This is a genomic window from Mycobacterium sp. TY815, from assembly GCF_030755135.1.
Classification (GTDB): Bacteria; Actinomycetota; Actinomycetes; order Mycobacteriales; family Mycobacteriaceae; genus Mycobacterium.
The window spans coordinates 1-22,698 of record NZ_JAUFRX010000003.1 but is presented as its reverse complement, the minus strand read 5'-3'; the positions used below and the strand labels follow the sequence as shown (position 1 = coordinate 22,698).

20 protein-coding genes and 2 tRNA genes are annotated in these 22,698 nt (G+C 65.8%); 12 read left to right on the top strand and 10 right to left on the bottom strand.

The genetic code is table 11. The annotated features are described in order from the left end of the window. Positions 1-4: 4 nt before the first annotated feature. The 6 genes from rsmG to rpmH form a co-directional block, all read right to left on the bottom strand. A complete protein-coding gene (gene rsmG, locus QXK92_RS25895; protein ID WP_306246543.1) occupies positions 5-742 on the bottom strand; it encodes a 16S rRNA (guanine(527)-N(7))-methyltransferase RsmG in 738 nt (245 codons plus the stop codon). A 109-nt stretch (positions 743-851) separates the two neighbouring features. Then, positions 852-1,403: a R3H domain-containing nucleic acid-binding protein gene (locus QXK92_RS25890; protein WP_306246542.1), complete on the bottom strand. Its 552-nt coding sequence runs from the start codon at positions 1,401-1,403 to the stop codon at positions 852-854. A 113-nt stretch (positions 1,404-1,516) separates the two neighbouring features. Beyond that, complete coding sequence (gene yidC, locus QXK92_RS25885; RefSeq protein ID WP_306246540.1) at positions 1,517-2,650, bottom strand: membrane protein insertase YidC; 1,134 nt, start codon at positions 2,648-2,650, stop codon at positions 1,517-1,519. Further along, entirely contained in the window at positions 2,634-2,891 is a 258-nt protein-coding gene (gene yidD, locus QXK92_RS25880) for a membrane protein insertion efficiency factor YidD (RefSeq protein WP_306247919.1), read from the bottom strand. The genes yidC and yidD overlap by 17 nt, the downstream gene beginning before the upstream one ends. 89 nt (positions 2,892-2,980) lie before the next feature. Further along, positions 2,981-3,343: a ribonuclease P protein component gene (rnpA, locus tag QXK92_RS25875; protein WP_306246538.1), complete on the bottom strand. Its 363-nt coding sequence runs from the start codon at positions 3,341-3,343 to the stop codon at positions 2,981-2,983. Positions 3,344-3,365: 22 nt separating this feature from the next. Next, the gene (gene rpmH / locus QXK92_RS25870) at positions 3,366-3,509 is read right to left on the bottom strand and encodes a 50S ribosomal protein L34 (protein WP_306246536.1); all 144 of its coding nucleotides are present in this window, start codon (positions 3,507-3,509) and stop codon (positions 3,366-3,368) included. Positions 3,510-4,082: 573 nt separating this feature from the next. Here rpmH and dnaA point away from each other — a divergent pair. The 9 genes from dnaA to QXK92_RS25825 all read left to right on the top strand — a co-directional run bounded on the left by dnaA (position 4,083) and on the right by QXK92_RS25825 (position 16,515). Further along, the gene (gene dnaA, locus QXK92_RS25865; RefSeq protein WP_306246534.1) at positions 4,083-5,582 is read left to right on the top strand and encodes a chromosomal replication initiator protein DnaA; all 1,500 of its coding nucleotides are present in this window, start codon (positions 4,083-4,085) and stop codon (positions 5,580-5,582) included. A 526-nt stretch (positions 5,583-6,108) separates the two neighbouring features. After that, a complete protein-coding gene (gene dnaN, locus QXK92_RS25860) occupies positions 6,109-7,305 on the top strand; it encodes a DNA polymerase III subunit beta (RefSeq protein ID WP_306246532.1) in 1,197 nt (398 codons plus the stop codon). A gap of 11 nt (positions 7,306-7,316) precedes the next feature. Next, complete coding sequence (recF, locus tag QXK92_RS25855) at positions 7,317-8,468, top strand: DNA replication/repair protein RecF (protein ID WP_306246530.1); 1,152 nt, start codon at positions 7,317-7,319, stop codon at positions 8,466-8,468. Beyond that, positions 8,465-9,004, top strand: coding sequence for a DUF721 family protein (locus QXK92_RS25850; RefSeq protein WP_306246528.1), 540 nt, complete (start codon positions 8,465-8,467; stop codon positions 9,002-9,004). The genes recF and QXK92_RS25850 overlap by 4 nt, the downstream gene beginning before the upstream one ends. Positions 9,005-9,248: 244 nt before the next feature. After that, positions 9,249-11,282 carry a DNA topoisomerase (ATP-hydrolyzing) subunit B gene (gyrB, locus tag QXK92_RS25845; protein ID WP_306246526.1) on the top strand — a complete coding sequence of 678 codons (2,034 nt, stop codon included), beginning with the start codon at positions 9,249-9,251 and terminating at the stop codon, positions 11,280-11,282. A gap of 46 nt (positions 11,283-11,328) precedes the next feature. Further along, positions 11,329-15,096: an intein-containing DNA gyrase subunit A gene (gene gyrA / locus QXK92_RS25840; RefSeq protein WP_306246525.1), complete on the top strand. Its 3,768-nt coding sequence runs from the start codon at positions 11,329-11,331 to the stop codon at positions 15,094-15,096. Between the two features lie 72 nt (positions 15,097-15,168). Further along, positions 15,169-16,017 carry a DUF3566 domain-containing protein gene (locus tag QXK92_RS25835; protein ID WP_306246523.1) on the top strand — a complete coding sequence of 283 codons (849 nt, stop codon included), beginning with the start codon at positions 15,169-15,171 and terminating at the stop codon, positions 16,015-16,017. Between the two features lie 66 nt (positions 16,018-16,083). Continuing rightward, positions 16,084-16,157: transfer RNA gene (locus QXK92_RS25830), tRNA-Ile, on the top strand. A 287-nt stretch (positions 16,158-16,444) separates the two neighbouring features. Then, positions 16,445-16,515, top strand: a tRNA-Ala gene (locus QXK92_RS25825). A gap of 28 nt (positions 16,516-16,543) precedes the next feature. On the opposite strand, the gene QXK92_RS25820 is transcribed toward QXK92_RS25825, so the two are convergent. Continuing rightward, positions 16,544-17,158: an isoprenylcysteine carboxylmethyltransferase family protein gene (locus QXK92_RS25820; RefSeq protein WP_016895219.1), complete on the bottom strand. Its 615-nt coding sequence runs from the start codon at positions 17,156-17,158 to the stop codon at positions 16,544-16,546. A gap of 34 nt (positions 17,159-17,192) precedes the next feature. After that, positions 17,193-17,789 (bottom strand): bifunctional 2-polyprenyl-6-hydroxyphenol methylase/3-demethylubiquinol 3-O-methyltransferase UbiG, encoded by a 597-nt coding sequence (locus QXK92_RS25815; protein ID WP_016895220.1) that lies wholly within the window; start codon positions 17,787-17,789, stop codon positions 17,193-17,195. An 82-nt stretch (positions 17,790-17,871) separates the two neighbouring features. Here QXK92_RS25815 and QXK92_RS25810 point away from each other — a divergent pair, with 82 nt between their 5' ends. Further along, positions 17,872-18,252 (top strand): metalloregulator ArsR/SmtB family transcription factor, encoded by a 381-nt coding sequence (locus QXK92_RS25810; RefSeq protein ID WP_082658790.1) that lies wholly within the window; start codon positions 17,872-17,874, stop codon positions 18,250-18,252. After that, the gene (locus tag QXK92_RS25805; RefSeq protein WP_016895223.1) at positions 18,249-20,207 is read left to right on the top strand and encodes a cation-translocating P-type ATPase; all 1,959 of its coding nucleotides are present in this window, start codon (positions 18,249-18,251) and stop codon (positions 20,205-20,207) included. Before QXK92_RS25810 ends, QXK92_RS25805 begins: the two co-directional genes overlap by 4 nt. A 72-nt stretch (positions 20,208-20,279) precedes the next feature. Here the strand turns inward: QXK92_RS25805 and QXK92_RS25800 are convergent, their stop codons facing one another. Together QXK92_RS25800 and QXK92_RS25795 are read right to left on the bottom strand one after the other, a co-directional pair. Continuing rightward, positions 20,280-20,609 (bottom strand): hypothetical protein, encoded by a 330-nt coding sequence (locus QXK92_RS25800; RefSeq protein WP_016895224.1) that lies wholly within the window; start codon positions 20,607-20,609, stop codon positions 20,280-20,282. Positions 20,610-20,624: 15 nt separating this feature from the next. Continuing rightward, the gene (locus tag QXK92_RS25795; protein WP_016895225.1) at positions 20,625-21,722 is read right to left on the bottom strand and encodes an XRE family transcriptional regulator; all 1,098 of its coding nucleotides are present in this window, start codon (positions 21,720-21,722) and stop codon (positions 20,625-20,627) included. 270 nt (positions 21,723-21,992) lie between these two features. Here QXK92_RS25795 and QXK92_RS25790 point away from each other — a divergent pair, with 270 nt between their 5' ends. Further along, a complete protein-coding gene (locus QXK92_RS25790) occupies positions 21,993-22,694 on the top strand; it encodes a hypothetical protein (RefSeq protein WP_231752585.1) in 702 nt (233 codons plus the stop codon). Positions 22,695-22,698: the final 4 nt, after the last annotated feature.

Here is a 22,698-nt window from a genome sequence, read left to right as displayed (position 1 = left end):
GCGCTCACCTGTTCCGCCGCCGCACCGGGCGTCCGCGACGCGCTACCACTGCGGTAGTCGGTTGTTCCAGAATGTTCACGCCACACCTCACCACCCTGACATCTGCGGCACCCATCGACTCCATCACACGCCGGTGCTCCTGCACTTCGTCGGGAGCGCGCTCCCCCTTGATCGCGATCATCAGCCCGTCTTCCTTCAGCAACGGCATACTCCACTTCGTCAACTTGTCCAGCGCCGCCACGGCACGGGACACCACTGCGTCCGCACCGCCCACGATGTTCCGGACGGCTCGCTCTTCCGCGCGGCCCCGTACGACCTCGGCGGTGATTCCGAGATCGCCCACCACCTCGAGCAGGAAATCGCTGCGGCGCAGCAGCGGTTCGAGCAACACCACCTCGAGGTCAGGACGGGCGATCGCCAACGGAATGCCGGGCAGTCCTGCCCCACTACCCACGTCGACAATCCGCGTGCCGAGGCCCAGCAACTCCTCGACCACCGCGGAGTTCAGGAGATGACGGTCCCACAGCCGGTCTACCTCACGGGGTCCCAGCAGGCCTCGTTCCACACCGGCGGTTGCCAGAACCGCGGCGTAGCGCTCAGCGATCTCAAGGCGGGGACCGAATACTTCTCTGGCCGCGGACGGCGGTCCGGATGCGGTAGGGGTTCCGGCATCTGCCGGGGCATCTGCCGGCGACTGCGGTTCTGCGGGGTCGTGCGAATCGACATGTTTCACGTGAAACATTCCCTCCGCTCTTCGCCGCCCGACCCCATAATCCCTGCCGTGCCGGCGCCGCGGGAAACTACATCGCTGTAAGTCCCAGAGTCACGGCGAGGTCACGGTTGGTCACGACTCAGTCACGCAGCACGACGACGCGGCGCGACGGCTCGACACCCTCGCTCTCGCTGTGAACGCCGGGGACGGCCGCCACCGCGTCATGCACGATCTTGCGCTCGAACGGTGTCATGGGTGACAACGCTTCGCGTTCACCGCTCTCCGCAACGCGCCGCGCCACCTTGTCGCCCAGCGACGCCAACTCCTCCCGACGGCGACGACGCCAGCTGGCGATGTCGAGCATCAGTCGGCTGCGCACCCCTGTCTTCTGGTGCACCGCCAGACGCGTCAACTCTTGCAGCGCATCCAGAACTTCGCCACCACGACCGACCAACTTGTTCAGGTCGTCACTTCCGTCGATGCTGACGACTGCGCGGTTGCCCTCGACGTCGAGGTCGATGTCCCCGTCGAAGTCCAACAGGTCCAACAGTTCTTCCAGATAGTCACCGGCGATCTCGCCCTCGGCGACCAATCGCTCTTCCAGGTCGTCGGATTCGTCCGCGGCTTCGCCGTTCTCCGCGTCGGTCGTGCCTTCCACTGCGTCGAGTTCGGTGGTGTCGGCTTCCGTCATGGCTCTCTCTCCCCTCATCCACGGGTTGGTGTTCACGGCGTTGCGCCGCGATGTCTTGCTTGGTGTTCTGGGGTTGCGGCCCGGTAGGCCAGCCCCGGCAAGTCAGGCGCCTACTAGCGCTTGCGCTTCTTCGGCCGTGCCCCCGGCCGCGGGGTACGGCCCGGGCCGCTACTTCGGTTGGCCGGTTTGGGCGACGGACTCTGCGGGCTCTTCCCGGCCGGCGGTTTGGCAGCTTGCCCGTTCGGCTCCAGCCCGTCGGCATCCGTCGAGCCGGACTCCCCCGACTCGGTGTCGACCACCGATCCCGTCGTGGTCGCGGCGGCGGACTTGGTGCGCTTGGGTTTGACTCCCGGCGCAGGCGCATTGGCCGCCCGCCGTTCCAGCGCCTCCTGCTTCTTCGCCTCGTCCTCTTTCTCGATCATCCCGAACACGTAGTGCTGCTGACCGAACGTCCAGATGTTGTTGGCGAACCAGTACAGGATGATCGCCAGCGGCAGGAACGGGCCGCCGACCACAACGCCCAGTGGGAACACATACAGCGCGAGCTTGTTCATCATCGCGGTCTGCGGGTTGGCCGCGGCCTCGGGACTCTGCCTGGCCACCGAGGCGCGGCTGTTGAAGTACGTCGCGACACCGGCCAGGATCATCACCGGCACGCCTACCGCGATCACCGCGGGACGGCTGAAATGCTCGAAGGCGTCCAGCCCGCCCTTCTGAGTCATCGAGGCGCCGATCGGTGCGCCGAACAGATTGGCCTTCAGGAAGTTCTGCACGTCGAGGGCCGTGAAGACATAGTTGCCGATCATCTTGTTCTGCTCGACCGACATCGACTGCAATCCGATACCACCGGTGGTCCGGTTGAACGAGCGCAGCACGTGGTAGAGCCCCAGGAACACCGGGATCTGGGCCAGCATCGGCAGACAGCCGAGGATGGGATTGAAACCGTGCTCGCGTTGCAGCTTCTGCATCTCGAGGGCCATCCGCTGGCGGTCTTTGCCGTACTTCTTCTGCAGGGCCTTGATCTGTGGTTGCAGTTCCTGCATCTGCCGCGTCGTGCGAATCTGCCGGACGAACGGCTTGTACAGCAGTGCGCGCAGGGTGAAGACCAAGAACATCACCGACAGCGCCCAGGCGAAGAAGTTATCCGGGCCCAGCAGGAACGCGAACGCCTTGTACCAGAGCCACATGATCCATGAGACCGGGTAGTAGATGAAGTCCAAGCTGAAGAAATCAAACAACAGATTCACTCTCCCCTTGCTTCGCCGGGCGGCCGTCGACCGCTTCCGGCGAGACGTCCTCGTCGACCGGGCACTCGCAGCGCTCCGGAATTGGATCCCATCCTCCCCGATGCCAGGGACCACACTTGCCGAGCCTGACCGCCGCGAGCCAGGTTCCCCGAATCAGTCCATATTCGGTGAGTGCCTCCACGGCGTATTGACTGCAAGTAGGAATGAACCGACACGTCGCCGGGCGCAGCGGCGACACCATGTGCCGGTAAAGCTGGATGAGGTAGATCAGCGCCCGCACCACCGGGGCGCCCGCCCGGACCGCGCGCACGGGGGCGCCCACCGATGTACTCACCGCTCGGAGCCGGCCGTGTCGAACGCCCGCTTCAGTCCGCTGCGAAGCTGTTGATCGAGCCAGGCGGAGGACACATGCCGGCTGCTGGGCAGCGCGCGGATCACCACCCGGTCGCGCGGATGCAGGCCGGCCAACAACGGACGCGCGACATGCCGCAGGCGGCGGGCGACCCGGTGGCGTTCGACCGCAGTCCCCACCCGCTTGGCGATGATCAGACCGACCCGTGGCCCCTCGTCGTCCTCACGCTGGCTGGCCCGTCGGACATGCACGATGACATCGGGCTGCACAGTGCGCATCCCGTACTTCACCGTCGCGTCAAACTCGGCCGACCGCCTCATGCGGTTCCGTGCGGAAAGCACCGCTGGGAAACCTGAATGGCGATCAGGCAGTTAGAGAGCGGCGACCCTTAGCGCGCCGGTTGGCAACGATCGCCCGTCCTGCGCGGGTGCGCATGCGCAGCCGGAATCCGTGAACGCGGGCTCGACGCCGGTTGTTCGGCTGGAACGTCCTCTTGCCCTTGGCCACCGCGTTCTCCTCGCTGTGTATGGCATAACAGTCCGCCCGCTGATGCTCGGCAACTCGTGGGCGAAGGTGTTCTCGCTTGCTGGCCGGCGCGGTCCCCGAGGTGCTGATCCGGGTCGCAGCCGTATCGCCGACTTTCGGGCGACTGTTTGAGGGTACTGACGAGGCTTCTCCTGGTCAAACCTCGCCCGCCCCAGCAGACCCAGGACCCTTGCCTCGTGCGCGGCAAACACCGGTGCCGCGCATCATCGCTGATAGCAGGATCATGAAGAACGCCAGCAGAATACAAAGAACTGTTGGCAGCCGGAGCGAAAACTGTTAGCTTCGGGCGGGGTAGTTTCCAAGCCGGTACGGACTTGGGACTTGGTTGACAATGACACTGAAGCGAGGATGGCGGATCGACTAGCTGATCGGGCAATCACGTGGTTGTCTACAGCGCGAAGATCGCGAGCCGTTGCCGGTAGGCTGCGGCTTGCTACTGACCTTCCTTTCCACATTTGTGGATAACCATGTGGACAGGTGCGTTGTTGCTACCGAAACGTTGTACTCCGACCGTCGGACCAGGGAGATGCGTCGTTGACCGATGACCCCGGTTCCGGATTCGCCACAGTGTGGAACGCGGTCGTCTCCGAGCTCAACGGTGAGGCCGGCAACGGGTCCGCTCTCGCCGCCCCCCTGACCGCGCAGCAAAGGGCATGGCTCAAACTCGTGCGGCCGCTCACCATCGTCGAGGGATTTGCTCTGCTCTCGGTGCCGAGCGTATTCGTGCAAAACGAGATCGAACGTCACCTGCGCACCCCGATCACCGACGCGCTCAGCCGTCGCCTCGGACAGCAGATCCAACTCGGCGTCCGCATCGCTCCTCCGCCCGCTGACGACGACGCCCTCTCCTCTCCCGACATGCCGGCCCCGATCGAAGATTCCGAACGGCCCGACCGCCCCGGCACCGAGGACGACCAGGGCGACACCGTGGTGGGACCAGGGCACAACTGGCCGAACTACTTTGCCGAGCGCCCGACGGCCACCGACACCGCGGCCGCGTCAGGCACCAGCCTCAACCGTCGCTACACCTTCGACACCTTTGTCATCGGTTCCTCCAACCGGTTCGCCCACGCCGCCACCCTCGCGATTGCCGAGGCACCCGCCCGTGCGTACAACCCCCTGTTCATCTGGGGAGAGTCCGGCCTGGGCAAAACCCACCTGCTGCATGCCGCCGGCAATTACGCCCAGCGGCTGTTTCCCGGGATGCGCGTCAAGTACGTCTCCACCGAAGAGTTCACCAACGACTTCATCAACTCGCTGCGTGACGACCGCAAGGTGTCGTTCAAGCGCAGCTACCGCGACGTCGACGTGCTGCTGGTCGATGACATCCAGTTCATCGAGGGCAAGGACGGTATTCAGGAAGAGTTCTTCCATACCTTCAACACCCTGCACAACGCCAACAAGCAGATCGTCATCTCCTCCGACCGGCCGCCCAAGCAACTTGCCACCCTGGAAGACCGGTTGCGTACCCGTTTCGAGTGGGGACTGATCACCGACGTGCAGCCGCCGGACCTCGAGACGCGCATCGCCATCTTGCGCAAGAAAGCACAAGTCGAACGCCTGGCCGTGCCCGATGATGTGCTGGAACTCATCGCCAGCAGCATCGAACGCAACATCCGCGAACTCGAGGGCGCGCTGATCCGGGTCACCGCATTCGCATCGCTCAACAAGACCGCGATCGACAAGTCGCTGGCCGAGATCGTGTTGCGCGACCTGATCGCCGACGCCAGCGGCATGCAGATCAGCGCGGCCACCATCATGGCGGCCACCGCCGAGTACTTCGACACCACCGTCGAAGAGTTGCGCGGCCCGGGCAAGGCCCGCCCGCTCGCCCAGTCGCGCCAGATCGCCATGTATCTGTGCCGGGAACTCACCGACCTCTCCCTGCCCAAGATCGGGCAGGCCTTCGGCCGCGATCACACCACCGTGATGTACGCCGAACGCAAGATCCGCAACGAGATGGCCGAGCGCCGCGAGATCTTCGACAACGTCAAAGAGCTCACCACCCGCATCCGGCAGCGCTCCAAGCGCTGAAATTGCGGTCCTCGCCACATTTTCTGCAAAAAACTTCTCTACCTCGAGTCACACCCGCATCAGCTCCGCGGTGTGGGTAGCCCTGTGCACAACCCGGTCAAACTGGAGTGCAGCACCGGCCTTTTGGTGCACATCGGTGATTCGTCCCCAACGGTGCACCGCGGATCACACAGGCCCGTCCCCAGCAATCCACAGCCCCATCCGGCCCCAAGCTGGGGCAAGGCCGTCCTGTCCCCAGATTGCACAGCCCTTAATACTGATATTGAGATCTCTTCGTCATTTCTTCTTTGAAGAACACGCCTGGGGACATCCGTACGGACGGATGCGCAGAGCATCCCCGCAAGCGCCTTGTCCCTGCCGACGATTAGCTTTCAAGTTGGACTCATAAGCTCTACGGTTGTTGTTCGACTGCTGTTGCGGCCGTCCTGGCGAATCACTTCGTCAGCGGCGTTCGTCACGGAGGGTCCCCAACGCCGGCGGGGGAGCTGGGCACGGATTTGGACGTCACGTTAGGTGAAGGGACGCAATGGACGCGGCTACAACACGGGCTGTCACCGATTTGAAGTTTCGTTTGGTCCGGGAGTCCTTCGCCGAAGCGGTGTCGTGGGTAGCCAAGAACCTCCCGTCCCGGCCGACCGTCCCGGTGCTCTCCGGGGTGTTGCTCACCGGGACCGACGACGGCCTGACGATTTCCGGATTCGACTACGAAGTTTCCGCCGAGGTGCAGGTTGCCGCCGAAATCGCCTCACCGGGAAGCGTTTTGGTATCCGGGCGGCTGTTGTCCGACATCACCAGGGCGCTGCCCAACAAGCCGGTGGATTTCTACGTCGACGGCAACCGTGTCGCGCTGACCTGCGGAAGCGCCCGGTTCTCGCTGCCGACGATGGCCGTCGAGGATTACCCGACGCTGCCCACGCTGCCCGACGAAACCGGGTCATTGCCGGCCGAGCTGTTCGCCGAGGCGATCGGGCAGGTCGCGATCGCCGCCGGCCGCGATGACACGCTGCCCATGCTGACCGGTATCCGGGTCGAGATCTCCGGCGAGACGGTGGTTTTGGCGGCCACTGACAGGTTCCGCCTGGCGGTGCGCGAGCTGACCTGGTCAGCGCTGTCGCCGGACATCGAGGCGTCGGTGCTGGTGCCCGCCAAGACCTTGGCCGAGGCGGCCAAGGCCGGCGCCGACGGTTCGGAGGTCCGGCTGTCGCTGGGCGCCGGAGCGGGTGTGGGCAAGGACGGCCTGCTGGGCATCACCGGGAACGGCAAGCGCAGCACCACCCGGTTGCTCGACGCGGAATTTCCGAAGTTCCGTCAGCTGCTGCCCGCCGAACACACCGCGGTCGCGACCATCAACGTGGCCGAGTTGACCGAGGCGATCAAGCTGGTGGCGCTGGTGGCCGACCGCGGAGCACAGATCCGGATGGAATTCGCCGACGGGATGCTGCGACTGTCCGCTGGCGCCGACGATGTGGGGCGGGCCGAGGAGGACCTCGCGGTGGACTACGCGGGTGAACCGTTGACCATCGCCTTCAACCCGACTTATCTCACCGACGGACTCGGATCGCTGCACTCTGAGCGGGTGTCGTTCGGATTTACCACGCCGGGCAAGCCCGCGTTGCTGCGCCCCGCGTCGGCCGACGACTCGGTGCCCAGCGGTAGTGGCCCGTTCGCGGCGGTGCCCACGGATTACGTGTACCTGCTGATGCCGGTGCGGCTGCCCGGCTGATCGGTAGGGCCGTGTACGTCCGGCATTTGGCTTTGCGGGATTTCCGGTCGTGGGCCCGTGCCGACCTCGACCTGGAGCCCGGCCGCACCGTATTCGTCGGCCGAAACGGCTTCGGGAAGACGAATCTTGTTGAGGCGCTCTGGTATTCGACGACGCTCGGCTCACACCGGGTGGGTACCGACGCGCCGTTGATCCGCGCCGGCGCGGATCGTGCGGTGGTGTCGACGATCGTGGTCAACGAGGGTCGCGAGTGTGCGGTCGACCTCGAGATCGCCGCCGGCCGGGCGAACAAGGCCCGGTTGAACCGGTCGCCGGTGCGCAGTACCCGGGAGATAGTCGGTGTGCTTCGGGCGGTGTTGTTCGCGCCGGAGGACCTGGCGCTGGTGCGCGGCGACCCGGCGGAGCGGCGCCGCTATCTGGATGATCTGGCGACGGTACGCCGGCCCGTGCTGGCCGGGGTGCGCGCGGACTATGACAAGGTGCTGCGGCAGCGCACCGCGCTGCTGAAATCCCTGTCGGGGGCCAGCTTCCGCGGTGACCAGGGCGCACTGGACACCCTCGAGGTGTGGGACAGCAGGCTGGCCGAGCACGGTGCGGCGCTGATGGCAGCCCGTATCGACCTGGTGAACCAGCTGGCGCCGGAGGTGGAAAAGGCGTATCAGCTGTTGGCACCCGAATCACGTCCGGCGGCGATTGGGTACCGCGCCAGCACGGACGCGGTGGTGCCGGTGGCGGCGGCCGATCCGCAGTCGTTGGAGGCAGTTCTGCTCAGTGCCTTAGCGGCTCGCCGCACCGCGGAATTGGAGCGCGGTGTCTGCCTGGTCGGCCCACACCGTGATGACGTGGAACTGCGCCTGGGTGACCAGCCCGCCAAAGGCTTTGCCAGCCATGGTGAATCGTGGTCATTCGCGGTGGCGCTGCGGCTGGCGGCATACGAACTACTGCGCGCCGAGGGAAGCGACCCGGTGTTGTTGCTGGACGACGTATTCGCGGAACTGGACGTCAAACGGCGCCGCGCGCTGGCCTCGGTCGCCGAATCTGCCGAGCAGGTCCTGGTGACCGCCGCGGTCCCGGAAGACATTCCCGACGGGTGGGAGGCGCGGCGGGTCCACGTGGAATTGCGCGAGCGTGAGATCGGGCCGGTGTCGGAGGTGCGGGAATGACCGAGGACCAGCAGGACGAGGTCAACCAGCGCGGGCTCGATCTGGTGCGGCGGACCCTGGAGGAGGCTCGCGCGGCGGCCCGCGAACGTGGCCAGGACGCCGGGAGGGGACGTGCCGCTCCCCTGCCCCGCCGGCGCGGGGCCGGCGGCCGGCGCAGCTGGTCGGGACCGGGACCTGATCCGCGGGACCCGCAGCCGTTGGGCAGGCTCGCCCGTGACCTCGCCAAGCAGCAGGGCTGGACCACGCAGGTCGCCGAGGGCACCGTGTTCGGTCATTGGACTTCGGTGGTCGGCGCGCAGATCGCCGAGCACGCCACTCCGGTGGCACTTACTGACGGGGTGCTCAGCGTCACGGCCGAATCCACGGCCTGGGCCACGCAGCTGCGCCTCATGCAGGCGCAACTGTTGGCCAAGATTGCCGCCGCCGTCGGCAACGGTGTGGTGACCTCGCTGAAAATCACCGGGCCGACCGCGCCGTCGTGGCGGAAAGGCCCCCGTCACATCGCCGGGCGTGGCCCGCGCGACACCTACGGCTAGGGTGGTTGGGCCGGGTGAACGGGACACAAACCACAGCCGTCTCAGAGCCGCCAGAAATTGACGAACGCTTATCTGGAACGTCGGGACGCGGCTACAGCGAAGAAATTGAGCGCACGGCGCAATCAGATGGGCGGAAACGCGCCCACAAAATCGGTGCTGACGGTGCTTCACGGTAGAGTAGGCCCATGCGACCGCTGCGGTGACTAGACCGCTCGCATGCAACCCCAAGGAGAGCATTCCGACCGTGGCTGCCCCGAAGAAGAAGGCACAGAACGAATACGGCGCTTCAGCCATCACCGTCCTGGAGGGACTGGAGGCTGTCCGCAAACGTCCGGGCATGTATATCGGCTCCACCGGGGAGCGTGGTTTACACCACCTCATCTGGGAGGTGGTCGATAACTCAGTCGACGAGGCGATGGCCGGCTACGCCACTAAGGTGGACGTGCGGTTGCTCGACGACGGCAGTGTCGAGGTCGCCGACGACGGCCGTGGCATCCCGGTGGCCATGCACGCCACCGGCGCACCCACCGTCGACGTGGTCATGACCCAACTGCACGCCGGCGGAAAATTCGGCGGCGAAAACAGTGGCTACACCGTCAGTGGTGGTCTGCACGGCGTGGGTGTCTCCGTCGTCAACGCGCTGTCCACGCGCCTGGAAGTCGACATCAAACGCGACGGCCACGAATGGTCGCAGTATTACGAACGCGCCGTGCCCGGCACTCTCAAGCAGGGCGAGGCGACCAGGAAGACCGGAACTACGATCCGGTTCTGGGCGGACCCGGAGATCTTCGAAACCACCGAATACGACTTCGAGACGGTGGCGCGCCGGCTGCAGGAGATGGCATTCCTGAACAAGGGCCTGACCATCAATCTCACCGACGAGCGGGTAGAGCAGGACGAGGTCGTCGACGAGGTCGTCAGCGACACCGCCGAGGCACCAAAGTCCGCCGAAGAGAAGGCGGCCGAATCCAAGGCTCCGCACAAGGTCAAGCAGCGCACGTTCCACTACCCCGGTGGCCTGGTGGACTTCGTCAAGCACATCAACCGGACCAAGAGCCCGATCCAGCAGAGCGTGATCGACTTCGAAGGCAAGGGCACCGGCCATGAGGTCGAGATCGCGATGCAGTGGAACGGCGGCTACTCCGAGTCGGTGCACACCTTCGCCAACACGATCAACACCCACGAGGGCGGCACGCACGAAGAAGGCTTCCGCAGCGCTTTGACCTCGGTGGTGAACAAGTACGCCAAAGACAAGAAGCTGCTCAAGGAGAAGGACCCGAACCTCACCGGTGACGACATCCGCGAGGGGCTGGCCGCGGTGATCTCCGTGAAGGTCGCCGAACCGCAGTTCGAGGGTCAGACCAAGACCAAGCTGGGCAACACCGAGGTCAAGTCGTTCGTGCAGAAGGTGTGCAACGAGCAGCTCACACATTGGTTCGAAGCCAACCCCTCCGAAGCCAAAACCGTTGTGAACAAAGCGGTATCGTCCGCGCAGGCGCGGATCGCCGCACGCAAGGCCCGGGAACTGGTGCGGCGCAAGAGCGCCACCGATCTCGGTGGTCTGCCCGGCAAGCTCGCCGACTGCCGCTCGACCGACCCCCGCAAGTCCGAACTGTATGTGGTGGAAGGTGACTCGGCCGGCGGCTCGGCCAAGAGCGGCCGCGACTCGATGTTCCAGGCGATTCTGCCTTTGCGCGGCAAGATCATCAACGTCGAGAAGGCCCGTATCGACCGGGTGCTGAAGAACACCGAAGTCCAGGCCATCATCACCGCACTGGGCACCGGCATTCACGACGAGTTCGACATCACCAAACTGCGCTATCACAAGATCGTCCTTATGGCCGACGCCGACGTTGACGGACAACACATTTCGACGCTGCTGCTCACGTTGTTGTTCCGGTTCATGCGCCCACTGCTCGAGCACGGCCACGTGTTCCTGGCGCAGCCGCCGCTGTACAAGCTGAAGTGGCAGCGCATCGAGCCCGAATTCGCCTACTCCGACCGGGAACGCGACGGTCTCCTGGAAGCGGGTTTGAAGTCCGGTAAGAAGATCAACAAAGAAGATGGCATCCAGCGCTACAAAGGTCTGGGCGAGATGGATGCCAAGGAACTGTGGGAAACCACCATGGACCCGACGGTCCGGGTGCTGCGGCAGGTGACGCTCGATGACGCCGCCGCGGCCGACGAACTGTTCTCCATCCTGATGGGTGAGGACGTCGAGGCGCGCCGCAGCTTCATCACGCGTAATGCCAAAGACGTTCGCTTCCTAGATGTCTGACGAAGTTTGACCCCGGTCCGCGTTTCAACCAGCAGGCGAGGAATCTATGACTGACACAACGCTGCCTCCAGGTGACGGTGGGGTAGACCGGATCGAGCCGGTCGACATTCAGCAGGAGATGCAGCGCAGCTACATCGACTACGCGATGAGCGTGATCGTGGGCCGCGCCCTGCCGGAAGTCCGCGACGGGCTCAAGCCGGTGCACCGCCGCGTGCTGTATGCCATGTACGACAGCGGTTTCCGGCCGGATCGCAGCCACGCCAAGTCGGCGCGTTCGGTCGCCGAGACGATGGGTAACTACCACCCGCACGGCGACGCGTCGATCTACGACACCCTGGTGCGCATGGCGCAGCCGTGGTCGCTGCGCTACCCGCTGGTGGACGGACAGGGGAACTTCGGTTCGCCGGGTAATGACCCACCAGCCGCGATGAGGTACTGCGTCACCGGTGATGCGTTGGTTCGGCTGCCGTTTGGGCAGTCAGCTCGGATTGCGGACCTAGTCCCGGGAGCTGAACCGAACTCCGACAACCCGGTCGAACTCAAGGTCCTCGATAGGCACGGGAATCTGGTCGCGGCCGATCGTTTGTTCCACTCGGGCTCCCACCAGACATACAAGGTGTGCACCGCGGAGGGCTACGAAGTAACCGGCACCGCCAATCACCCGCTGCTGTGCCTGGTTAACGTCGGTGGCGTTCCGACGCTGCTGTGGAAGTTGATCCAGGAAATCGGCCCGGATGACCACGTCGTCTTGCAGCGCACGCCGCCGATGGAGTTCGGCCCGGCGGAGTGGCACGACACGATGGAAGCTCTCCTACTGGGAGCCTTCATCAGTGAAGGGTTCGTGTCCGAATCCCGAGCGGGATTCAACAACGTCGACCGTGACTACTTCAATATGGTGGTTGCGGCCTACGATGCGGTCGTCGGCGGTAAGCGGTACCTATCTCAACGCACGATTGCGTCGGGCTCCATGCTCAATGAGCTTGACATCCATAATGTTTCGGCGCTGAAAGAATCACGGTTGGGTCAGCTCTGTGGGCAGCGCTCGGCCGACAAGTGCGTGCCACAGTGGCTGTGGCACTCCGCCGCCGCGGTCAAACGGGCATTCCTGCAGGCGTTGTTCGAAGGCGATGGATCCTGCTCTGCCCTGCCACTCAACACGATTCAAATCTCTTATTCCACGCGCAGCATGCAGCTGGCAATGGACGTGCAGCAGATGCTGCTTGAATTCGGCATCGTGTCGCGCAGGTACCTTCATGCGACCGGTGAGTACAAGGTCGTCATCACCAACCGCGCCCAAGCCGAGATGTTCGCGACCGAAGTAGGTTTCGGTGGCGCCAAGCAGAGCAAGCTGGCGGCAATCCTTGAGTCGATGCCTACATGTGCGGGCAGGGACAACGACCATGTTCCAGGCCTGGCCGTGTTCATTCGCCAGCACGCGGGTGGCACCTGGGCTGACCGGGACTGGTTGAATCGACACAACGTCGATCGGATCCAGCGTTGGCGCACCCGTGGCAACGAGATCCTCTCGCATATCGCCGATCCTGACGTGCGAGCCATCGCGACCGATCTCACCGACGGCCGCTTCTACTACGCAAAAGTCGCCTCCGTCACGGAGGCGGGCGTGCAGTCGGTGTACAGCCTGCGGGTGGTCACCGATGATCACGCGTTCCTGACCAATGGATTCGTGAGCCACAACACCGAGGCCAGGCTCACCCCGTTGGCCATGGAGATGCTGCGCGAAATCGACGAGGAGACAGTCGATTTCATCCCCAACTACGACGGCCGGGTGCAGGAGCCGACCGTTCTGCCCAGCCGGTTCCCCAACCTGCTGGCTAACGGGTCCGGGGGCATCGCCGTCGGCATGGCCACCAACATCCCGCCGCACAACCTGCGCGAGCTGGCCGAGGCGGTTTTCTGGTGCCTGGAAAACTACGACGCCGACGAAGAGGCGACGCTCGCCGCAGTGATGGAGCGGGTCAAGGGTCCCGACTTCCCCACCTCCGGTCTGATCGTCGGATCACAAGGCATCTCCGATGCCTATAAGACCGGCCGCGGGTCCATCCGGATGCGCGGAGTCGTTGAGGTGGAAGAGGATTCGCGCGGCCGCACCTCGCTGGTGATCACCGAGTTGCCGTATCAGGTCAACCACGACAACTTCATCACCTCGATCGCCGAACAGGTCCGCGACGGCCGGCTGGCCGGAATCTCCAACATCGAAGACCAGTCCAGCGACCGGGTCGGGTTGCGCATCGTCGTCGAGATCAAGCGCGACGCCGTGGCCAAAGTGGTGCTGAACAACCTCTACAAGCACACCCAGCTGCAGACCAGCTTCGGTGCCAACATGCTGTCCATCGTCGACGGGGTGCCACGCACCCTGCGGCTGGACCAGATGATTCGTTACTACGTCGAGCACCAACTCGACGTGATCGTCCGGCGCACCACCTACCGGCTGCGAAAAGCCAACGAGCGGGCCCACATTCTGCGTGGTCTGGTCAAGGCACTCGACGCGCTCGACGAGGTGATCGCGTTGATCCGCGCGTCGCAAACCGTCGATATCGCCCGCCAGGGCCTGATCGAGTTGCTCGACATCGACGAGATCCAGGCCCAGGCGATCCTGGACATGCAGCTGCGGCGGTTGGCGGCTCTGGAGCGTCAGCGCATCGTTGATGACCTGGCCAAGATCGAAGCCGAAATCGCGGACCTGGAAGACATTCTCGCCAAACCGGAACGTCAGCGCGGCATCGTGCGCGACGAACTCGGCGAGATCGTGGAGAAGCACGGCGACGACCGTCGTACCCGGATCATCGCGGCCGACGGGGATGTCAGCGACGAGGACCTGATCGCCCGCGAGGACGTCGTCGTCACCATCACCGAGACCGGCTATGCCAAGCGCACCAAGACCGACCTGTACCGCAGCCAGAAGCGCGGCGGCAAGGGCGTGCAGGGCGCCGGGCTCAAGCAGGACGACATCGTGCGGCACTTCTTCGTGTGCTCCACCCATGACTGGATCCTGTTCTTCACCACCCAGGGCCGGGTCTACCGGGCCAAGGCGTACGAACTGCCGGAGGCCTTGCGTACCGCCCGCGGTCAGCACGTCGCGAACCTGCTGGCCTTCCAGCCCGAGGAGCGCATCGCCCAGGTCATCCAGATCAAGAGTTACGAGGATGCGCCGTATCTGGTGCTGGCCACCCGCAACGGACTGGTGAAGAAGTCGAAGTTGACCGACTTCGACTCCAACCGTTCCGGCGGCATCGTGGCCGTCAACCTGCGCGATGGCGACGAACTGGTGGGTGCGGTGCTGTGCTCGGCCGACGACGACCTGCTGCTGGTGTCTGCCAACGGCCAGTCCATCCGGTTCTCGGCGACCGACGAGGCGCTGCGGCCGATGGGCCGCGCCACCTCCGGCGTGCAGGGCATGCGGTTCAACGCCGACGACCGGCTGCTGTCTTTGAACGTGGTGCGGGAGGGGACCTACCTGCTGGTCGCCACCGCCGGCGGCTACGCCAAGCGCACCGGGATCGAGGAGTATCCGGTGCAGGGCCGTGGCGGCAAGGGCGTGCTGACGATCATGTACGACCGGCGGCGTGGCCGGCTGGTCGGGGCGCTGATCGTCGACGACGAGAGCGAGCTCTACGCGATCACCTCCGTCGGCGGAGTCATCCGGACCACGGCCAAGCAGGTCCGCAAGGCCGGGCGGCAGACCAAGGGTGTTCGGCTGATGAATCTCGGCGAGGGTGACACCTTGCTGGCCATCGCGCGCAACGCCGAGGAGAGCGCCGACGCCGAGGTGGAGGGCGAGGAGTCGGGCGCCTGACCGGGCGGGGGGTCGGCACGTGGCGATCCCGGCATAGACTCAGCTACCTGAGCAGACATGTAAGGAGTCGGGGTGAGTTCACCGAACGAGCCGGGCGGCCCCAGTCAGGGTGACAACCCGAACGGGGACGGGCTGGGCGAACGTGCCGGTGCGCACCGGGCGGCGACCGGTCCCGGCCGCCTTCCGGAGGGCGCAGACTCGCCGCCCTGGCAGCGCGGCGCCACCCGCGCCGGGTCGCAGACCGGGTCCCGCCCGGCGGCCGACCCGCCCACCGACGTGCGGACGCAGACCAGCTCGGAAGCTCGGCTGAACCGTTTCATCTCCGGGACGTCGTCGCCGACGCCCGGCCCACAGGCGGAGGTCCCAGCCGTGCGCAGCGAAAACTCACCGGCCGAGGCGTATGCCAGCGAACTGCCGGATCTCTCCGGTCCGATCCCGCGGGCCACGCCACGCAAACCGGAACGGCCCGCTGAGACACCCTCGACGTCCACCGCGCGCCCGGCCAGTGGCGAGGCGCGGGAGTCGCGGGCGGTCGCGGTGGGTTCCCGCCGTGGCCGCGGGCCGGTGCGGGCCAGCATGCAGATCCGGCGCATCGACCCGTGGAGCACGCTGAAGGTATCGCTGCTGCTGTCGGTGGCCCTGTTCTTCGTGTGGATGATCGCGGTCGCGTTCCTCTACCTGGTGCTCGGCGGCATGGGCGTGTGGGCGAAGCTGAACAGCAACGTCGGCGATCTGCTGAACAACACCAGCGGCAGCAGCGGCGAACTCGTCTCGAGCGGAACGATTTTCGGCGGGGCCGTGCTGATCGGTCTGGTCAACATCGTGCTGATGACGGCGATGGCCACCATCGCCGCCTTTGTCTACAACCTGACGACCGACCTGATCGGCGGGATCGAAGTGACGCTGGCCGACCGGGATTAATTGGGGACGTTTTGGGAGTCAGGCGGCCCGTGCGGTAATCTCGTCGCTCGGCCGTACTGGCAGTACGGGCCTATAGCTCAGGCGGTTAGAGCGCTTCGCTGATAACGAAGAGGTCGGAGGTTCGAGTCCTCCTAGGCCCACGATCATGTGCCCGTCAAAACGTCGTGTGAAGTTCACGCTGCCCCTGGCAGCGGCCGCCGCCCTCGGCGCGGCGGCGGTGGTTCGATCGCGCCGCGACGTCGAGGTCTGGCACGTGGCGCCCGATGTCACCCCTGGCGACGTGCCTGACAAACCAGAGGGGCCTTAGCTCAGTTGGTAGAGCACCGCCTTTGCAAGGCGGGTGTCAGGGGTTCGCCGGTTATCTCTAGGAGAGGTAGATGAAAGTGGGTGTGACCAGCGGTGATACCGCCACGGTCATATCCATGACGGGGCCATAGTTCAACGGTAGAACGGGGCCTTTGCAAGGCTCAAATCGGGGTTCGATTCCCCGTGGCTCCACCTTTGGTCGGTACGGCCGGCGGTGACACTACGCCCGTCTGATCCGCCCGATGCCGGGCAGGAACCGGTCGACAGCCTCACAGTAGTCGCGGTAGGCCTGGCCGTGGGTGGCGGTGAGGTAGGGCTCTTCGATCAGGCGGACCTGCAGTTGACTACCGATGATGATCATCACGACGCCGGCGAGTGCAATACCGTTGGGAACCGCAAAGGTTAGTCCGATAACCATGACGTTGATCGACGTGTAGATGGGGTTGCGCACGATCGCGAAAATGCCGGTGGTGACCAGTGGCGGGCGTTCGGTGGGGTCGACAGTGGTGCGCCACGAAGATCCCATTGCGCGTTGGGCGCCGAACGCGGCGAACACGCCCAGTGCGGCGAGCATGATGCCGGCGACGCGGCTGGGCCCGTGGTCCAACAGTGGCACTGGCTGCAGGCCCAGCAGTTCGGCGATGGGGGCGGCGATGCCGGGCAGCAGCATGCCGGAGGCCAGGGTTCCTCGGGCCCACCACTGTTTGGGTGTGCGAGGGATGCGGATGCCGCTGTCGCCGGTGCGATGGCGTTGAATACGGGCTCGCACGTAGCCGTCGAGCAGCCAGAAAGCCGCGACGAGGAGCAAGGCGATGATGGCGTACATCGCGGACATCGTGGTCGGCTTTCGTGGTCGCGGGGGTGGCAGGTCAGATCTTTCGGGCGGCCCCGATGAAGAGGAGCCCGCGAAGGTGGTGTTCGATGCGGGCGGTGCCGTGCAGGCCGTGGCGGGCCAGTTCAGCGGCGAATTCGTCTGACTCGAAGCGGTTTTCGCGTGGGTGCACGGTGAATGTGCGGAACGCCCAGGTGTCGAGCATGCGGCGTGGAACTTCCTCGAACAACAGCAGCCCACCGGGGCGCAACACTCGGGCGATCTCGGCGACGGCCAGCTGCCAGTGCGGGACGTGGTGGATGATGCCGAAGTCAACGACGGTGTCGTGGCTGGCGGTCGGCTGATGGATGTCGCAGACATCGCCGACTGACAGGGATACGGGCCTGTGATGGAGGCGTTTGCGGGCGAGCTCGACCATGGTGTCGTCGAGGTCGAATGCGGTGACGTGGCGGGCCTGGAGCCGGTCGAGGATGACTTCGGAGCCGACACCTCGTCCGCAGCCGGTCTCGAGTACGTCCTGGCCGGTGAGGTCGCCACCGGCGAGGCGGCGAAACCATGCGGCTTCCCGATGGTGTTGATGGGCAGCCCGAATCGGGTTGTTCATCGCTGCCCGTTCGATGGTGTTGAGCTTCACCGCGCCACCTCAGCCTTCATCAATCGCAAGCGCTGTCATCGACTAATTCCGATCAATCTATGTTGTAGGCTATCATCGCGATATGTCGATGAAAAGTATGGGTGCTGCGCCGCCGAGTGCATCGCGCGACGAGTTGGCGGGGGCGGTGGCGTTGTTTCACAGTCTGTCCGATCCCACCCGGTTGGCGATCGCCCGCCGCCTAGCTGGTGGTGAGGCTCGGGTGGTGGATCTGACCGGTGAGTTGGGATTGGCGCAATCGACGGTGTCGTCGCATCTGGCGTGCCTGCGCGACTGTGGGCTGGTGGATTTCCGGCCCCAGGGCCGCGCCTCGGTGTATCGGCTGGCCCGGCCGGAACTGCTGGACATGTTTCGCGAGGCCGAGGCGGTGTTGGAGGCGACCGGCAACGCCGTCGCCTTGTGCCCCAACTACGGCCACCCGACTGAACGGAAGGTAGCGCGATGAGCGAGGCGTGCGGCTGCGGCAGCGACGACCGCAACGAAGGCGAGCAGGAACCCGAACGGCTCTGGGAGATCACCGAACTACGCGCGGCCGCAGCCGCGGGGGTGGTGCTGCTGGCCGGCTATGCGGTCGGCTGGTCCGGCGGCCCCCATGTGGTCGAAATCGGCCTGTATGCGCTGGCGTTGGCGATCGGGGCCTACACGTTCGTACCCTCGACGCTGCGCCGGTTAGCGCAAGGCAAGATCGGGGTCGGCACGCTGATGACGATCGCTGCCATCGGCGCGGTGATCCTCGGCGAGGTCGGCGAAGCCGCCATGCTGGCGTTCCTGTTCTCCATCAGCGAGGGCCTCGAAGAATACTCACTGGCCCGGACCCGCCGGGGACTGCGCGCGTTGTTGGCGCTGGTGCCCGACGAGGCCACCGTCCTGCGCGACGGCGCCGAAATCACCATCCCGCCAGCGGAGTTGCGGGTCGGTGACCGGATGCTGGTCAAGCCCGGCGAACGGGTCGCGACCGACGGCACCATCACCTCGGGGCGCACCGCACTGGATGTCTCGGCCATCACCGGCGAATCCGTTCCGGTGGAGGCCGGACCCGGCAGTGATGTGTTCGCCGGATCGATCAACGGCACCGGGGTGCTCGAAGTCGAGGTCACCTCCAGCGCTGCTGATAACTCGTTGGCCCGCATCGTGGCGATCGTGGAGGCTGAGCAGTCCCGCAAGGGCGCCAGCCAGCGCCTGGCCGACCGCATCGCCAAACCGCTTGTTCCGGCGATCATGGTCGCGGCCGCGCTGATCGCCGCCATCGGTTCCGTGTTGGGTGATCCGCTGGTGTGGATTGAACGTGCCCTGGTCGTGCTGGTGGCCGCCTCCCCGTGCGCGCTGGCCATCTCGGTGCCGGTCACCGTCGTCGCCGCGATCGGCGCCGCCTCCAAGCTCGGCGTCCTCGTCAAAGGCGGCGCCGCGCTGGAAGCCCTCGGCGCGGTGCGCACCGTCGCGCTAGACAAGACCGGCACCCTGACCGCCAACCAGCCCACCGTCATCGACGTCGCCACCACCAACGGCAACAGCCGCGACCACGTGTTAGATGTGGCGGCGGCGTTGGAGGCCCGCAGCGAACACCCGCTGGCTGCAGCGATTCTCGCCGCCACCGAGGGGCCGGTCCAACCAGCTGAGGATGTGGAGGCGGTGACCGGGGCCGGACTGCTCGGCCACCGTGACGGCCACCGGCTACGGCTCGGGCGCCCCGGCTGGCTCGACCCCGGACCCTTGTCCGAACACGTCGCGGCCATGCAGGCCGCCGGCGCCACCGCCGTGCTGGTCGAAGACAACGGTCAGGTCATTGGGGCGGTCGCGGTGCGCGACGAACTGCGGCCCGAAGCCGCCCAGGTCGTCGAACACCTGCGCCGCGGCGGCTATCAGGTCGCCATGCTCACCGGCGACAACCAAGCGACCGCCCAAGCCCTGGCCCGCCAGGTGGGGATCGATACGGTGCATGCCGATCTGCGGCCCGAAGACAAGGCGGCGCTGATCGGTCAACTGCGCCAACGCTCCTCGACGGCCATGGTCGGTGATGGCGTCAATGACGCCCCCGCTCTGGCCACCGCCGATTTGGGGATCGCGATGGGTGCGATGGGCACCGACGTGGCCATCGAAACCGCCGACGTCGCCCTCATGGGTGAAGACCTGCGCCACCTCACCCAGGCCCTGGCCCACGCGCGGCGAGCCCGGCGCATCATGCTCCAAAACGTCGGCCTCTCACTGGGATTGATCGCAGTGCTCATCCCGCTCGCCCTCACCGGTGTGCTCGGCCTGGCCGCGGTCGTCGCGGTGCACGAACTCGCCGAAATCGTCGTCATCGCCAACGGTGTCCGGGCCGGGCGCACCAAACCACTGGCACAGCCAGGCCGGGACCATGATCCGGTGGCCGAAGTAGCCGCCTCCGCGATATCGCGTTGACCACCGGCATCATCCATCGCGTAACCAGCCAGGCGAGGAGGTCAGCAAGGTGTGGTGTTTGCCGATGACTTATCACGCCTTTGCGTCACGGCCGGCAGCGGTCAGGCCGAGACTGTGCGCTCGCCGCCAGGCGGCCGCCAGGTTTGCGCTTCGGCTCTTGCCTGATACCTGGCAGAGGTACGTGCTGCATTCTTTGTTGTTGGTCTGCCACCGCAGTTCGGCGTAGATACGCAGGTATCTGCGCCGCAGGACGACCCGTCCGAGCGCACCACCACTGTCGTTCACCACACGGCATCGGCGGCCGCCTGCGGCGTGGTCCTGCTCAAGGGCTTGCCCCTGCTTGGTCCAGTGGACCGGCGCTTTCCACTGCTCGTCGCGGACCGGGGTGCGATTCCAGCCCACGATCGCGCCCGGTGTTTAGACCATCGTGAGGTGCCGGGCGCCGGGCCTGTCGCTTACGCCGAAGAGCGCGCCGCGTTGCGCGCCGGTGAGCAGCGTAATGTCGTCGAGTTCACTGGCGGTGTAGCCGCCGGCCGCGAGTTGGCCGAGTACGTCGCCGACGAGACGGGGCATCTCCTCGGCCACGCCGGGGCGGGGGCCATACATGCGGCCGGTCTCGTTGAGCAGCCGGAACATCGAGCGGTACTGGTAGTCGGAGAGCACACCTCGCTCGCGGGCCCGCACGACCAGCGACGACGCGCTCACACCCCAGGTGAGGCGCAGCTCATCGAGTTCATGCACGGCCCGCACTGACACGCGGTCCAAGTCAAAGCCGATGTCGGCGATGGGGGCGAGGAACTCGGCGGCGAAACTGTTGGCCCGCCGCTCGGCCTCGGCGGGGCTGACCAGCGTCATCGCATCCATGACCAGGTGGCCGAGTTCGTGGGCCAGCGTCATCCGCATGCGGTCGGGCGGCCGGGCCGCGTTGACGTACACCAGGTGCGGGTGATACTCGCTTGCTCGCAGGGTCACCGCGTCGATCTCGTCGTCGAGGAAACCATCGACCACAACGAACACCCCTGCGGCTTCGAGCAATTCGGTCATCGAGCGGATCGGGCCGGCGACGCGCCACAGGCGGCGCAGAACCTGGGCGACGGTGATCTCTCCGAGCTCGGAGGCGTAGTCGGCCGGGTCGAGATCGGGAAGCGCAAGCTTGGGGTTGATGTCGGCGCGGGACACCAGGCGGCCGATCCGCATCGCGACAAGATTCGCGCGCGCCCACACGCGGTCACGCTTCCACTCGGCCGCACTCAGGTTGGCCCGGAAGTGGCTGCCCTGGGCCGGGGACCGGGTGAAGGGCACGCACAGCGCTTCCGGGCGGCATTCCATGGCCTGCGCGTAGTCGAGCAAGGCCTTCCCTGCCAGGGGCAGCAGCCCCGCCTCGACCCTGCTGACGTGCGAGGCCGACACCCCGGCCTCGTCGGCCAGGCGCTTTTTCGACCACCCACGCGACAACCGGGTCAACTGCACCATCACGCTGTTCGCCGCGTCGTCGTACGGGTCCGGTGCCGTCACAGATCGCCTCCCCAACCGTCTCGGTGCTGTCTTTCGACACTAGCCCGCCGCCGCCGCGAATTCGCGCAGAAACACCGTTTGATCTGCGTTTTCCCAGTTCACGCCCACTAACGGACGTGGGGCGTGTGTGGCTGGTGTGACGATAGCGCAACTCCAGCCCGTGACGCCTGCAGACCGGCTGCTCCGTATGCGATCGGCGTGTCTTCCGGCCTCAAACTTTACCCCGGTCCGCACGATTCTATGCAAGGTTTTCGGCTGAAAGGCGGGGTCGTGACAGCTCCGATGGATCAACCCAACACACCCGACCGTCCGGTCTCCCGCAAGGAGGCCCGACGGCTGCTCAACCAGGTGGCGGTCGGGGTGGGGGCGATGCTGCTGGCCGCCGTCGATGACTGGAACGCCTTGTCGGCCCGGCACTCCGCACATCTGCGAACCGTGATGCAAGGGCTCGGGCGCGGCACATATGTTGCGGCCGCCGTCGCGGCGGGCACCGATGTGTGGCTGAGCACCCGCGGCATGCATCCACCCGGACACACGGTCGTCAAGCCCTACCGCTGGCCCGAGATCAACAGCCGCGGCAAGACGCACATGATGATCCACCACAACGAGATGGAACCGACCACCCCGCGGCGGACCGCGTTCTTCACCCAGGATTCGGCGACCCTGGGCCTGATCGGCGATCCCACCCATTGCGAGCTGACCTGGGACTACGACATCGTCACCGACACCCATATCCGCCGGATCTGGGTCAGCGCGCCGGGCGTCGACTGGGACCGCTTCGAGGTTCCGATGGCCAAGGTGCAGGCCCAATACGCGACGTGGCGCAAGCGCGACATGAAGTGGCTGCCCGGGGCACTTCCTGCCGACACCGCCGCAGCCGCGCCGATGCCGGCCCGCCAACCGCAGGAAGACCTGCGGCCCGACATCCAGGTGCGGCCCCGGCGCCCCGAGGAAACCCGGGATGCCGAGTGAAGGC

Coding starts and splice junctions, on each gene's coding strand:
- rsmG (WP_306246543.1), bottom strand. CDS start 742: ATGTTTCACGTGAAACATGTCGATTCGCACGACCCCGCAGAACCGCAG.
- QXK92_RS25890 (WP_306246542.1), bottom strand. CDS start 1,403: ATGACGGAAGCCGACACCACCGAACTCGACGCAGTGGAAGGCACGACC.
- yidD (WP_306247919.1), bottom strand. CDS start 2,891: ATGGTGTCGCCGCTGCGCCCGGCGACGTGTCGGTTCATTCCTACTTGC.
- dnaN (WP_306246532.1), top strand. CDS start 6,109: ATGGACGCGGCTACAACACGGGCTGTCACCGATTTGAAGTTTCGTTTG.
- QXK92_RS25850 (WP_306246528.1), top strand. CDS start 8,465: ATGACCGAGGACCAGCAGGACGAGGTCAACCAGCGCGGGCTCGATCTG.
- gyrA (WP_306246525.1), top strand. CDS start 11,329: ATGACTGACACAACGCTGCCTCCAGGTGACGGTGGGGTAGACCGGATC.
- QXK92_RS25820 (WP_016895219.1), bottom strand. CDS start 17,158: ATGTCCGCGATGTACGCCATCATCGCCTTGCTCCTCGTCGCGGCTTTC.
- QXK92_RS25810 (WP_082658790.1), top strand. CDS start 17,872: ATGTCGATGAAAAGTATGGGTGCTGCGCCGCCGAGTGCATCGCGCGAC.
- QXK92_RS25805 (WP_016895223.1), top strand. CDS start 18,249: ATGAGCGAGGCGTGCGGCTGCGGCAGCGACGACCGCAACGAAGGCGAG.